This is a genomic window from Pantoea stewartii subsp. stewartii (genome assembly GCF_008801695.1).
Lineage (GTDB): Bacteria > Pseudomonadota > Gammaproteobacteria > Enterobacterales > Enterobacteriaceae > Pantoea > Pantoea stewartii.
The window spans coordinates 46,030-57,581 of record NZ_VZPF01000026.1; the positions used below are offsets into that span (position 1 = coordinate 46,030).

An 11,552-nucleotide genomic window follows, 5' to 3' on the forward strand; every position below is an offset into this window, starting at 1 on the left:
ATATTTTACCCTTTCATAACTTCTCCGTATCAGGTGTTATCGGCACATCGCGCTAATACTTGCTGTTTATGACACAAAAAGGCGCGAAACCATGAAACACCTGACCAGCCAGATTCATGCATTTGGCAAGGCGTTGATGATGCCTATTTCGGTGATCGCGGCAGCCGGTATTTTTCTGGGGCTGGCCGCGGCCATGCAGAACCCCGCAGTGACGGGGGAAGCCTTTGCGCAAATGCAGGTGGCCCAGCTCATTATCGGTTTTATTCGCAAAGTCGCAGGAGCGCTGTTTGCCAATCTGCCCCTGTTCTTTGCCGTCGCCAGTGCGATTGGTCTGGCAAAAGCCGAGAAACCGACCGCCGCCTTTGCGGCGGTGATTGGCTATATCGCCATGAACGTGGGGATTAATGCGACGCTGGCCGCAAAAGGCATAACGGCGGCCACCACGACGCCTCAGGCGCTGCAACAGGCGGGACTGGATCAAACGACCGCCATGATGACCTCGGCGGAATATATCCAGATGCTGGGGATTTTTACCTACAACATGAGCGTGCTGGGCGGCGTGGTGGCTGGCCTGCTCACCGTAATGTTGCACAATCGTTTTTATACGCAGCAACTTCCTACAGCGATCAGCTTCTTTGGCGGCCGACGTTTTGTGCCCATTGTCACCGTCGTGGTTCTGCCGCTGGTGGGTGTATTGCTGGCGCTGATCTGGCCAACCCTCGGAGAGGGCATCGCCTGGGTGGGACAGATGATTGGCCACAGTGGTCAGTACGGTGCATTTCTGCTGGGGGCGGCTGAACGCCTGCTGATTCCTACCGGGCTGCACCATATTCTCAATGAAACGGTCCGCTTTACGCCGATTGGCGGTATGGCGGTTGTGGACGGACAGACCCTTGTCGGCGCATTGAATATTTTCAATGCCTCGCTGACACATCCTGGCCTCATCCCGGATGCCACGCTGCGAACGGCTACCCAGTTCCTGGCGCAGGGAAAAATACCGGTGATGATGTTCGGGCTGCCTGCTGCAGCACTGGCGATCTATCACACCGCACGTCCGGAGCATAAACAACGCGTGAAAGCGCTGGTGCTGGCCGGCGCGCTGACCTCCTTTACCACCGGGATCACCGAACCTCTGGAGTTCTGCTTTATTTTTGTGTCGCCCGTGCTCTATGTGTTGCATGCGTTTTTGACCGGCCTTTCATTTATGTTGATGTCAATGCTGCATCTGATGATTGGCAACGTGCAGGGCGGCATTATCGACCTGGTGGTCTTCGGTGTGCTGGGTGGCAGTAAAACCCACTGGTGGTGGACGCTGGTGCTTGGCGTGATCTACGCACCGATCTATTACTACGGGTTCCGTTTTGTCATTACCCGCATGAATGTCGAAACACCGGGACGGGAAACCGAGGAGGAAAAACCGCAGGTCGTTGATTGCAGTGAACGCACTCAGGTCATTATCAGTGGATTGGGTGGGGCTGCCAATATAGAGGACATCGATTGCTGCTTTACGCGCTTACGGGTGCGGGTAAAAGATATGAAAGAGGTGGTGGATCACACCCTGATGAGTACGGGCGCGAATGGCGTGAATCGCGTCAGTGAGCAGGATGTTCAGGTGATTTACGGTCCTCAGGTCGAAAAGATTGCGCAGGAAGTGAAGTCGATGCTTGGCGTCGGCTGACGGCGGCCTCACTGGGCGCAGCAGGTGCGCCCTCCCTGTCTGACATATTACGGCATTCCGTTCCGTTCTAAGCTCCGTTTTTATCCGTTCCCCTCACGTTCACGATTAACACAAAAATATAAGCAATGCTTTATGTTTCATTTTGTGATCTGTGCTTGAATTTTACCGGTACCACTCTATGGTAAGAGGTGGAAAGTGCAATACACGCAATTAAAAGGGGGTTATTTATGGCGAAAAACAGGTTAGTTAAAGCCGTTGAAATATCGGCAATTGTTGTTTTCACACTTGTCGTGATCTATTTACTGGCGACGGGCGTACTGTCGTCAACGGGCATTGATCACGCCTGGCCTTATCCAACGAAGTAACAACGGGCAACACCAGGGAAAACACCATAAAAAATAATAATTCTGCCAGCCTGATTCTGAAAGAGTCCGGCCTGTTGCGCGCCCATTACGCCTTTCGTCTCGCCCCCAAAAGTATCTCCTGTCAGCCGGACACTCGGGCTGCATTACTGCACTCTGCCTGTTCCAGAGTCCTGAACGCACACTGACTGGCATTCTGTTGCACCCTCGGCACATAATAGACGTTCAACTGAGCGACGTTATGGCGGGCACAAAAAATCGACATTAAGCAACTCATCTACCTCTGAAATCTGTGTGTAAATAACGCCTTATCCTTCCTCATCCCTGCACATCCTTTCAATTCCCCGCCGCACAACACTCAACAACTAATTTCAATCCTGCACACTCTCAAACAGTCACTAAACATCCCGATACGACCCTGTGATTTATGTACATGTGTTAGTACAAAAAATCGGTTAGTCTGCGATCCTCTCTTTTTTATGTACTAATGAGGATGCTATGGCGCTCACTGACAGCTACCTGCGTTCTGTGCTCGGGCGCGAGCATGAAGGGGTATTTGAAAAGACGGACAGGGATGGCCTTTCTGTCCGGGTGTCAAAAAAAGGAAAGGTCGTTTTCCAGATGCGATACATGTTCGCCGGCAAACAGCGTAGGGTTGACATTGGAAGCTACCCGTCTCTCGGGTTGCGGGAAGCCCGTGATGAGATACTGAAGATACGCCGTGCGCTTGAGGAAGGTATAGACCCTCAGCTTTACATGGCGGCGCGGTATGAGAAGAACGTCACGGCCATGACGGTTGAGCAGGTCATCAGGGAATGGGACCGCGTTTATGCCCAGGCGAATATAAAAAACGCCCACGGCATACTTAGATCGTTTGAGATTCACATATTCCCCCGCATAGGCCATCTGCCGCATGACTCTGTAGGCACGCATACATGGATAGAGGTTATTGAGAGTGTCCAGGCGAAAAGACCTGGAATTGCCAGGCGCTTGCTGACAAACGCAAAGCAGGCACACTCATGGGCGCTCAGGAGAAAAATGGTTGAGTATGCGCCGGTGGAATCCCTTAAGCCTCATGACTTAGGCATGAAAATAAACGTCACTAAACGCGTGCTGAGTGACGACGAAATCAGGGTGCTGTACGAAACCTTCGAAAATACCGGCATGCGCAGGAAAAACGCGCTGCTCATGCAACTTATCCTGTTATTCGGCTGCCGTTCTGGCGAGATGATACAGAGCAAACGTGAGCATTTTGATTTTGAGGAGGGCGTGTGGACGGTTCCGCCTGAGAACCACAAAGGCGGACAGAGCGGCAAACCATTAAGACGACCGATCATCCCGGCGGCGCAGGAAATGATTCAGGAAGCAATGTCGCTCAGCTCGCACAAGGATTTTATATTTCAGAGTGCGCTGGCTAAGGACAGGGAAAGGGCGCTTAACAGCGGATCAGCATTAGGATTGCCGAAAACTGTCATGGCTTACTACCAGAGAACAAGAGGCGAGATAATGCCGCACTGGTCTATCCATGACCTGAGAAGAACGGCGAGGACGCGGTGGGCTTCCATTGCTCCACCGCATGTCTGCGAGGTGATGCTGGGGCATGCCCTGCCAGGCATATGGGCGGTATACGATCACAATGACTACATCGATGAGCAGAGGAAGGCATATACCGCCTGGTGGGCTCTGGTAATGAAGATAGTGAATGGTGAGTCGAAAGTACGCTCAATCGTGACAATGTAGCTTACCGAACTTTTCGATATCGCTTTTCAGGAACAAGCCGTGGTGTGCAGGGTCGGGGAATCCGCACATACGTTTCTCACCGGTCCGGCGGTTACGGCTGTTCCAGTTGCGGATTGTTTTTACCGACCGGCGGAAGAATGCGGCCGTTTCCTCAAATGTCATGTATGGTGATTCCATATCTACTCCTCAGGTGGCTTGCTGTGTTTTAATGCGTAAATGAGAGCGATGAGAAGGGCGAGAGTGAGAATGTCGCCAGGTTCGGCGGTGATGTTGATGTTCATTTCATCGACGTGAATCCTATGATTTCAGCGCTCATCAGCATCCTTGGCAGGAAGTCGTAGCAATCCTCCTCATCATCGGCACACTCAAGCGTATTGCCGTCTTTGTCGGTCAGCATCAGATAGGGTACTTTCGTCCCTTCAAGCTCTGGAAGGTCTTCATAGAAAGAATCAATCGCGGATGTGATAACATCCAATCCAGAACAGTTGCCAGAAACCTCACGAATCGCTTCCGCCCGGAACTGCCATACACCAAAAACTAGTTTCACTGTGTGAACTGACTTATTTGAAAAAGAGAATTTATTCGGATCGTAATCAATGACATTTTGTTCTTCAGACATAACAACTCCTCACGCAGAGCGCGATAAAGGTTAATTGGGTGGGGTTATTTATTCAGGTGAGAAATGATGCGCTTGCCAATCCAGGCCATTACCGGTACTGCCATGGAATTACCGATTGCTTTGTAGCGCGGGCCGTCAGCTGCCTGGCGGTACGCCTCTTCTGCGGTCATGGTTGGGAAGTGGCTGCGCAGATACGCATACTCATCCGCCGTGATCTGCTTGCGCTTAGATACCGGGATCAGGGTGTGGTTGTCGGGGAACCCCTGCAACCGCTCACACTCTACAGGGGTCAGGCGGCGGACCGACATGTTATGCATGACAGCCTCCATTCTTCCCCCGCCGCGCTCTTTGGCATCCAGCGGCGGCGATAATTCTTCAGCAAACTTCGGTGTAGGCTGGTTGCTGATGCCATACGCCACTGCCGGAGGTGCCCCTGCGTTCTGATGGCTGTTGACGCTGCCGCTGGCCCGCAGCTTAGGCGCTATCTCAACTGCTGCGTCCTGCCCGTGGTCCTTGCTGTTGAAGGCGATGGCGAGGATGCCGTTCTCCTGTCCCTGGTTGCGGCCCAGAGTGTGTGCCAGCTCGACGTTGGTGTCAGGGTCTTGGGTTGCGTGAACAGCCATCACCGCCAGATGGTCGTGGCTCTCCTGCTCACGGGCGCGCAGTGTCCCAGCTCCTTCCGCCCATGCACCCTGACCGGTGCTGCTGAACTGGGCGAGGAAGGTCTCGACCTCGAAATCTATGCGCTGGCCTCGGGCTGTGAGGCAGGCGGCAACTTCGATAGATCCGCTGCGGTTTCCGCCTCCGAAGGCTGCAACGAGGTGCCCGGCTTGAGCCTGGTTGTCGTCAGCGCCACACGTTCCAACGCCATTTGCAGTAAGGGCGGCAGCGACCGACCCCGCGCTTCGGCTCGGCGCAGTATCCCGGCGCACGCCTTCGAGCTCAAATAGAACTTTTGTGGGATCGAAATCGGTTCGAGCACTTGCGACAACAAACACACGGCGGCGGCGTTGGGCCACTCCGAAATATTGGGCATCAAGGACGCGCCACGCGATTGACCTTTTGGGTCCAGACACATAACCAGCGTTCGACCATTTTTTCCCTGGTGGTTCCAGCTCACAGTCTTCGCCGGCGAGGAGGCCAAGAAACGCACCGAAGGCGTTATCTTTGGACGACAGGACGCCTGGCACGTTTTCCCAGACGATAATTGATGGTTGATTTCCTTCGCTGATTCGCTGCTCGTCGATTGCATCAGCTAATTCTCCGTATGAAATTGTTAACTGACCTCGTTCATCTTCAAGGCCCTTACGTGCTCCGGCTACAGAAAATGCCTGGCACGGCGTACCGCCAACAAGGATGTCGGGAGCTTCCACTTCACCAGACCTCACCATGGCAGCCAGCTTTGTCATATCGCCAAGATTGGAAATATTCGGCCAGTGGTGGGAGAGAACGGAAGAAGGGAAGTCAGGGCCTTTTTTGTAGTTGTGCTCCGGGTCAAACTGAGAGAACCATGCCGGGCTAAGTCCAATCGGCTCCCATGCTATGCTGGCAGCTTCTATGCCGCTGCAAACCGAACCGTAGGTTAGTTTCACGCCACTCTCCTCTGTTTATTGGCCCGCTCAACCTTCTCAAAGTCCTCACAGCACTCAGGGGAGCAGAAAAATCCGGTCGATACCTTCTCTTCGCAGTAATGGCAGGTGCCAGTGAATTGCATGGTAGGGTGAGGGCGGTTGGCTAATGCCAGGTCAATCATGTGCTGCGTGTGTTCGGCAGCTTCGTCGAGAATATCTGCGCACATAGTGTTTACTCCTGAATGAAATCGTAAAAAAACCTGCCGGAGCAGGTTAGTTATTCGGGGATGGATTTGCGTTCGGCGGGGATTTAGGCATTAGTCATCATCCTCATCCCATTCATCATCGCCTTCGTCATCCTGATCGCACAGGGAAGCTAACGGGTTTGTCGCAGCAAGCATGACACTGGCTGCACCTCTGCGCTGGAGCCTGCGCAGAGCCTCGGCAAAATCAAACGCCTCTATGCGCTCCTCTCCTAAGTCAAGATTGCCCGCATAGCTAAAAGCCTGACTGACGAGATTTTGCAGGCCTTCATAAATTTCCTGTTTACTGCTCATCCTGACCTCCCGGCGCTGCTGGCAGTGGCATCCAGTGGGTTACATCGTCAATTACGCATCCGTTGTGCTCATCCTTGAAGATGCCGCGAAGCCTGTTGAACCATGCAGCCATTACAATCATCGAATCGGTGTAGACTATGAACTGATCTTGTTGATAGGGTATCTCCGGCATCCGCTCACTGCACTTTACCCACCCATCGCTTACAGGCTGTGCGGTGGCGTTAAGGCGCTGGACTTCGGTGATAAATTCCAGTATTGCAGCGCATGTTTTTGCTTCTTTCATGCCTGGCTTATCAAGCATTACGCGTTCAATCCATAGCTTTGCTTTCTGAATGCGAATCTCAGAAAAATCATCTGGCAACTTAATCATGACTTCACCCTTGACTCTTGAACGGAACACCAGCATTTTCCAGCGCTCTGAAAACGCCATCCATGTCGAAATAATATCCGTACCCGTTGCCGTCTAAGCGCTGACTTTTGGGCAACTCCACCGGGCGCAAAAGCTGAGCGGGCGGGGTGGTGTAGAGGTCTCCGGTCATTTTCTGCGCTTCGGCATAAGCCTCCTCGTTTGTGGCGAATTCTGGCGTGTCACCGTGTACCCAGCAATGCACGCTTTCGATTTCGTTGGTATCACCGATAAACTTAGGTAGTACAGACGAGTATTTAAGTTTCGTTTTAACAGGCTCAGCCGTCAGCGCTGCGAGTGCTATTTGCCGAATCAGTAAATCTTTTTTGTGGCCCGGAATTGTGCTAAAAATCTTATTCGCTTCACATCGTCTGATGGTGCCCTCCAAACGCGCAATATCAGACTTGCAGACATCGATCAGCGCCTGCACATCACCATCAACTGGATTGGGGGAATTAGTTGTCATGCTTGGCCTCTTTGAATAATTTAGGATAAAGAGCGCGTGCAGAATGCTTCAGCCATGGCGCACGGATCGTAAAGTTATAGCCCAGCCAAAAGAATTCGCGTGCATTTGCAATTCGAACCGTATGAGGTTTCCAAAACCAATCCCTGACATATGACTTTCTTACTTTTATCAGAGTTGCCTTCGGCAATCTTTTATCGAAAAAGTACTTTCTCATATCAACCCGCCTTATCCGCAGTTTCATGGGTGCCGGAGCGGATTAAATCCGAAAGCTCCTGAATTGTCTGATGGTCGACTAAATCCCTGTCAGGCATCTGAGTGATGTTGTATTTCTGGTAGACGTGAGCCGATTCACTGCATAGCTCAAGTGCCTTTGCAGAAATCGCATCCAGCTTCTGCTGCAAATCAATGACACTTGAAGCAAGCTCAATTACCACTTCCTCGTTGTCTTTGCCTATGTGTGATGGCGGATATCCCTGAGCCATGTGTTCGATATCGCTGTTAGTCATTTCCCTTCTCCTGAATCCGCTACAGACACCAAGACAAGCTCATCGTTATCGAATGACTCTGGCTTATCGTTGATGTAACAAAGCACCTTATTGGCAAGGTGCCTGACGTTGGTAACCATTGCTGTTTGCTCATCGGCTAATACGATGAACATGAAGCTGTTGAGGCGATATGCCGGTATGCGGCATTGCCTTCAGTGAAGTGTTTGCATGGGAGTGTGTCCGGTCAGGCGGCTGTTAAGCTAAGCGCCGCCACCAGGAGCTTTAGCTTTCTATCCTGCTGCTCGGCTGCTAATTGAGCCTTAATGGGATTGGTTGTCAGCGTGTTATCAGGTAGCAACCATGCTTTTCGCTGCCAGAAAAAAGGGAGCGTTACGCTCCCGACTTTCATTGGACTGTAAGGGTTCTGCATCATCACTCCTCACTGGAGCCATCCAATACGCTGTATTCAGCACTGAGCACTGAAGCGTTGTCCTGATCGACGTCGCTTTCAGCTTTCTCATCAAGGATGACGGCCTTCTGCATTTCAATGCTCACTGGCAGGTATTTGAACAGGCGGCGGATGACAGTTTTCTTTGCCATCTCTTCCCAGTGCGTAACCCAGGGCCCGTTTGATGAAGCTTTGCTTTGTGCCTTGACCTTTTCAATCTGCTTCACGGTCATGACTTCGAACTGTGTTCCTCCGTCCTTAAGCCGCGCCACCGCATAAACGTGGGTGATAGGGGCGTCTTCATTTTCGCCCGGGCGGTGAATCAGGTTTTCATCAAGTCCGTACTCAAAGCTGAATTCATCATCAGCTCGAACGACGCGGGCGGATAGGCTGACGATTTGACCGGACCGGCGGGCTAGGTCAATCATGCCGCGATAGCCGATAATCAGTTGAACGTTAGACTGGCCTGATTTCGAACGTCCATTGCCGAACGGCAGAAGATACGCATGCCCAAGCGCGCTGCCAGGCTCCAGGCCAAGCTGAGAGCACTGTACGACTGCGCCTATAAAGCTGCTCTGGTCACATGTTGCCAGTGCCGGTGTTTTGCGAATCTCAGTGGTGACAATGCGAATCATGCGGTCTGCAGTCATGTGTCGTGGCAGTGCCGCGGCAAGCTGGCTTTTCATTGCAGGCTGATTCATGAAGCCAACCAGCGTCTGCTCTGGCGTTTTATTCGCTACCTGCTTACCGGTGTTGGCCTTCTGCAGGTCAGCGCTGGCGATTGGTGGCTGGTTAGACATTTCGGATTTCCTTAGCCCAGTACGGGAGTGAAAGAGTTGCGATGCCCGGCCATTCATTCCTTGCCTGGCATTCTGCATAAGTTGTCAGGTTTCGCTTGTATTCGGCACGGCCAGCATCTTTAGCCTGCTGGTCCATGATGAAAACCTGAACCGGATAGCGGCCGCAGTCGATGGATGAGCTGACTACCAGAAACGCGAAGGTAGGAACTTCGCAGAACTGAGCCTCGTACCCATCGGAATAGAACGCGTCCTGAACGTGATAGCGGTATGAGTAAAAGTCCTTTTGAAACTTGCCGATGTCGGCTGTGCTTTTTACGTCCACGCACCAGCTAAACTCGGTGATCAATTTGTCAGGACGGCAGCGCGATAAAATCTGTGTGTCACGGTCGTTCCAGTAAATGCTTGCCTCTGCTTTTCCTTCAGTTTCAAGCATCCACCGGGCAACAGGGTGAGCAAAGGCGCTGTCACGCATTAACCGCAATTTACGGTTGTCGTCGTGCGTGATTGGCGTGATGCCTTGCTGCTCACACATGTCCAGAAAGTCCTGCTCTTTTTGCTTCCCTGCGTTGGTGCGCCGGTTAACTTCGGGGCCAATCATGAATCGCTTGCTGAATTCATCAGGTTCAAGCAGGAGGCAATGAAGGGCAGTACCTAAATCCAGCGCCGCGGTTTTCTCATCATCAACAGGTGCTGATTTTCGCCACTGGAATATTGCCGGGCTGACAGCGATATCATCCAGCTGTGATTTGCTGATGCCCGGGCCGGCGTGATATTCCTCGTTGCTGATATCGTAGTAAACGCCGGGTTGCATCACGCCACCTCTCCCATAAACTCTGCTTCCATGCGCAGCTTTGTTGCTTTCGCCAGGCATACGGCTTCAACAAACTCTGCATAAGCGTCCTGCGCCTCATCAGAATCCAGCCCAACCTGATAGGGGTTAAATGCGCCTTTGCTTTTCGGGTAGAAATCCATTGCGCACTGTGGGAAGAAGGCTGCAAGCTGATCGGCCTTGTCGCGAATCCATTCATCTCTTTCCACCTTCGCAGCTTCGACTTCCTCGTTGTGCCGCTCAATCAGGTCATAATGTGTGAATCTGTTCATCTCACAGCCCTCCGTAACAGCCGCATTGCCATAGCCCACTTAACCTTGTCGCCGTATAGCTGCGCCTCTCTGGAAAGCTCCTGAGCGCGTTTAAAGAAGTTGGTTTTCATAATTACGGCCTTCCTGGTTGATTTAAGGTGTCAACGAACCAGCGGCCAATGCGGCGAAGCTGTTCGGTTAAGCGGGAAAGTTGAGACGTGTTATTACAGGAGCCACCCACAGGGAAGGCTCCCACTAATGCGTATTGCATATGGGTAACTCCGTTGAATTGATGATTTAACCGGGAAAAAGAAAGGCCGACATTGCGCCGGCCGTTAAGGGTATTACTGTCTGGTTATCTGAGCCCCTCTAAAGGCGTTGGTGCGTAGCACCTCAAACCCGTCTAAGCAGACAGCTTTACGGTGTCACTCAGTCATCGTCGTCGTCATCAAGATTGATGACCTTCAACCATGTTCCGCCAGCGTTGCGTGAACACCAGTCATCAGCATCGTTGTAATTGTTAAAAACCCAGTTATCGCCATTTTTATCCTGAGCGATTGAGGTATTGTCAGGGTCATCTACGTTAAGTAAAACAATGCAGCGCATCCTCTCTCCTGTAGTGGTTACTGGCCCAATGCCTTGGCAATGGCGGCTCGCGCTAATGAAATTTCAACCGTGTTGCAGGTTGCAGGCCTTGCGGCAACCATCACCTGCAGCGCCTCAAGAAGCTCAGGCGCAGCGGCGATTAGGTTGACATGAGCATCCTCCGTTTCTTCATCAATGAAGGATGAAACTATGCAGATATGCGCGTCCATATCTCCAGAGTAAATATCATAGCCTTCGCTAACCCAAGGACCCTTAACACCCTTAAAATCACTCATACAACCCCCCAAACAAACGCATAAACACACACTCCCATAACCGCAAAGACTGCCCAGCCGATGAAATAATTCTCAGTGGATATCATGGGAGTGCTCCGGTAACTATTAACTAATCTAATTTTTGATAAGGCTTTAAAGCTGAAATGCGCGGGTAATACATTTTTGGTTTTGCTTTAGAGCCTTCACGTGGAGGAACCTGAACGTCATAGCCGATAACTTTTCCATCTCTATCGGTATGGATGTGGGTGATAAATCCAATCTTTGTTTTCCAACTTCCGGCTGCCTGACTAAATAACTGATCCTAATACCGCTACACTTTAGCCAGCCCATGTTTTCCCCCGGGGAATGGGCTGACGGTATTCATAAAGTGATGGACCTTTTTCAACAGTTGCCACATTGAACTGCACTGGTGATTTCGGGTTATTGTCTCATGAAGCGCCTGCCACAACCGTTCGACAT

Annotated in this window: 16 protein-coding genes and 3 pseudogenes; 3 read left to right on the forward strand and 16 right to left on the reverse strand. The window is 51.7% G+C overall.

Going from position 1 to position 11,552, the window contains the following annotated elements; translation table 11 throughout:
• Positions 1–91 precede the first annotated feature (91 nt).
• From F7Q90_RS09565 to F7Q90_RS09570, 3 genes are all read left to right on the forward strand, one after another.
• A complete protein-coding gene (locus tag F7Q90_RS09565; protein WP_006119315.1) occupies positions 92–1,678 on the forward strand; it encodes a PTS transporter subunit EIIC in 1,587 nt (528 codons plus the stop codon).
• Between the two features lie 227 nt (positions 1,679–1,905).
• A complete protein-coding gene (locus F7Q90_RS26640) occupies positions 1,906–2,043 on the forward strand; it encodes a hypothetical protein (RefSeq protein WP_006119314.1) in 138 nt (45 codons plus the stop codon).
• 495 nt (positions 2,044–2,538) lie between these two features.
• Complete coding sequence (locus F7Q90_RS09570) at positions 2,539–3,780, forward strand: tyrosine-type recombinase/integrase (protein ID WP_151160861.1); 1,242 nt, start codon at positions 2,539–2,541, stop codon at positions 3,778–3,780.
• A 277-nt stretch (positions 3,781–4,057) separates the two neighbouring features.
• On the opposite strand, the gene F7Q90_RS09575 is transcribed toward F7Q90_RS09570, so the two are convergent.
• From F7Q90_RS09575 to F7Q90_RS09640, 16 genes and pseudogenes are all read right to left on the reverse strand, one after another.
• Positions 4,058–4,399 (reverse strand): DUF5406 family protein, encoded by a 342-nt coding sequence (locus F7Q90_RS09575; protein WP_151160863.1) that lies wholly within the window; start codon positions 4,397–4,399, stop codon positions 4,058–4,060.
• A 59-nt stretch (positions 4,400–4,458) separates the two neighbouring features.
• A pseudogene (gene dcm / locus F7Q90_RS09580) lies at positions 4,459–5,991 on the reverse strand (DNA (cytosine-5-)-methyltransferase); the annotation flags it as partial.
• On the reverse strand, positions 5,988–6,197 hold the full coding sequence (locus F7Q90_RS09585) for a hypothetical protein (RefSeq protein ID WP_151160867.1): 210 nt from the start codon (positions 6,195–6,197) through the stop codon (positions 5,988–5,990). The gene F7Q90_RS09585 and the pseudogene dcm, both read right to left, overlap by 4 nt.
• Before the next feature lie 90 nt (positions 6,198–6,287).
• The gene (locus F7Q90_RS09590; protein WP_151160869.1) at positions 6,288–6,527 is read right to left on the reverse strand and encodes a hypothetical protein; all 240 of its coding nucleotides are present in this window, start codon (positions 6,525–6,527) and stop codon (positions 6,288–6,290) included.
• Entirely contained in the window at positions 6,517–6,897 is a 381-nt protein-coding gene (locus F7Q90_RS09595; RefSeq protein WP_170283811.1) for a DUF551 domain-containing protein, read from the reverse strand. Before F7Q90_RS09595 ends, F7Q90_RS09590 begins: the two co-directional genes overlap by 11 nt.
• A gap of 4 nt (positions 6,898–6,901) precedes the next feature.
• Positions 6,902–7,399, reverse strand: coding sequence for a hypothetical protein (locus F7Q90_RS09600; protein WP_151160873.1), 498 nt, complete (start codon positions 7,397–7,399; stop codon positions 6,902–6,904).
• Positions 7,389–7,613: a hypothetical protein gene (locus F7Q90_RS26645; protein WP_170283812.1), complete on the reverse strand. Its 225-nt coding sequence runs from the start codon at positions 7,611–7,613 to the stop codon at positions 7,389–7,391. The genes F7Q90_RS09600 and F7Q90_RS26645 overlap by 11 nt, the downstream gene beginning before the upstream one ends.
• 1 nt (position 7,614) lies before the next feature.
• A complete protein-coding gene (locus tag F7Q90_RS09605) occupies positions 7,615–7,905 on the reverse strand; it encodes a hypothetical protein (RefSeq protein ID WP_151160875.1) in 291 nt (96 codons plus the stop codon).
• A 223-nt stretch (positions 7,906–8,128) separates the two neighbouring features.
• Positions 8,129–8,317: a DUF1317 family protein gene (locus F7Q90_RS27845; RefSeq protein WP_151160877.1), complete on the reverse strand. Its 189-nt coding sequence runs from the start codon at positions 8,315–8,317 to the stop codon at positions 8,129–8,131.
• Positions 8,317–9,132, reverse strand: coding sequence for a recombination protein RecT (gene recT, locus F7Q90_RS09615; RefSeq protein WP_151160878.1), 816 nt, complete (start codon positions 9,130–9,132; stop codon positions 8,317–8,319). Before recT ends, F7Q90_RS27845 begins: the two co-directional genes overlap by 1 nt.
• Positions 9,125–9,943: pseudogene (locus tag F7Q90_RS09620) on the reverse strand (PD-(D/E)XK nuclease-like domain-containing protein); the annotation flags it as partial. The pseudogene F7Q90_RS09620 and the gene recT, both read right to left, overlap by 8 nt.
• The gene (gamL, locus tag F7Q90_RS09625) at positions 9,943–10,233 is read right to left on the reverse strand and encodes a host nuclease inhibitor GamL (protein ID WP_151160882.1); all 291 of its coding nucleotides are present in this window, start codon (positions 10,231–10,233) and stop codon (positions 9,943–9,945) included. The gene gamL and the pseudogene F7Q90_RS09620, both read right to left, overlap by 1 nt.
• 112 nt (positions 10,234–10,345) lie before the next feature.
• Positions 10,346–10,483 (reverse strand): protease FtsH-inhibitory lysogeny factor CIII, encoded by a 138-nt coding sequence (locus F7Q90_RS27850; protein ID WP_151160884.1) that lies wholly within the window; start codon positions 10,481–10,483, stop codon positions 10,346–10,348.
• Positions 10,484–10,641: 158 nt separating this feature from the next.
• Positions 10,642–10,818 carry a hypothetical protein gene (locus F7Q90_RS26650; RefSeq protein WP_170283813.1) on the reverse strand — a complete coding sequence of 59 codons (177 nt, stop codon included), beginning with the start codon at positions 10,816–10,818 and terminating at the stop codon, positions 10,642–10,644.
• A 17-nt stretch (positions 10,819–10,835) separates the two neighbouring features.
• On the reverse strand, positions 10,836–11,093 hold the full coding sequence (locus F7Q90_RS09635; protein WP_151160886.1) for a hypothetical protein: 258 nt from the start codon (positions 11,091–11,093) through the stop codon (positions 10,836–10,838).
• A 310-nt stretch (positions 11,094–11,403) separates the two neighbouring features.
• Positions 11,404–11,552: pseudogene (locus F7Q90_RS09640) on the reverse strand (IS630 family transposase); the annotation flags it as partial.

Excerpts from the sequence above, each read along its gene's own strand:
- F7Q90_RS09565 (WP_006119315.1), top strand. The coding sequence starts at position 92 with ATGAAACACCTGACCAGCCAGATTCATGCATTTGGCAAGGCGTTGATG.
- F7Q90_RS26640 (WP_006119314.1), top strand. The coding sequence starts at position 1,906 with ATGGCGAAAAACAGGTTAGTTAAAGCCGTTGAAATATCGGCAATTGTT.
- F7Q90_RS09570 (WP_151160861.1), top strand. The coding sequence starts at position 2,539 with ATGGCGCTCACTGACAGCTACCTGCGTTCTGTGCTCGGGCGCGAGCAT.
- F7Q90_RS09575 (WP_151160863.1), bottom strand. The coding sequence starts at position 4,399 with ATGTCTGAAGAACAAAATGTCATTGATTACGATCCGAATAAATTCTCT.
- F7Q90_RS09585 (WP_151160867.1), bottom strand. The coding sequence starts at position 6,197 with ATGTGCGCAGATATTCTCGACGAAGCTGCCGAACACACGCAGCACATG.
- F7Q90_RS09590 (WP_151160869.1), bottom strand. The coding sequence starts at position 6,527 with ATGAGCAGTAAACAGGAAATTTATGAAGGCCTGCAAAATCTCGTCAGT.
- F7Q90_RS09595 (WP_170283811.1), bottom strand. The coding sequence starts at position 6,897 with ATGATTAAGTTGCCAGATGATTTTTCTGAGATTCGCATTCAGAAAGCA.
- F7Q90_RS09600 (WP_151160873.1), bottom strand. The coding sequence starts at position 7,399 with ATGACAACTAATTCCCCCAATCCAGTTGATGGTGATGTGCAGGCGCTG.
- F7Q90_RS26645 (WP_170283812.1), bottom strand. The coding sequence starts at position 7,613 with ATGAGAAAGTACTTTTTCGATAAAAGATTGCCGAAGGCAACTCTGATA.
- F7Q90_RS09605 (WP_151160875.1), bottom strand. The coding sequence starts at position 7,905 with ATGACTAACAGCGATATCGAACACATGGCTCAGGGATATCCGCCATCA.
- F7Q90_RS27845 (WP_151160877.1), bottom strand. The coding sequence starts at position 8,317 with ATGATGCAGAACCCTTACAGTCCAATGAAAGTCGGGAGCGTAACGCTC.
- recT (WP_151160878.1), bottom strand. The coding sequence starts at position 9,132 with ATGTCTAACCAGCCACCAATCGCCAGCGCTGACCTGCAGAAGGCCAAC.
- gamL (WP_151160882.1), bottom strand. The coding sequence starts at position 10,233 with ATGAACAGATTCACACATTATGACCTGATTGAGCGGCACAACGAGGAA.
- F7Q90_RS27850 (WP_151160884.1), bottom strand. The coding sequence starts at position 10,483 with ATGCAATACGCATTAGTGGGAGCCTTCCCTGTGGGTGGCTCCTGTAAT.
- F7Q90_RS26650 (WP_170283813.1), bottom strand. The coding sequence starts at position 10,818 with ATGCGCTGCATTGTTTTACTTAACGTAGATGACCCTGACAATACCTCA.
- F7Q90_RS09635 (WP_151160886.1), bottom strand. The coding sequence starts at position 11,093 with ATGAGTGATTTTAAGGGTGTTAAGGGTCCTTGGGTTAGCGAAGGCTAT.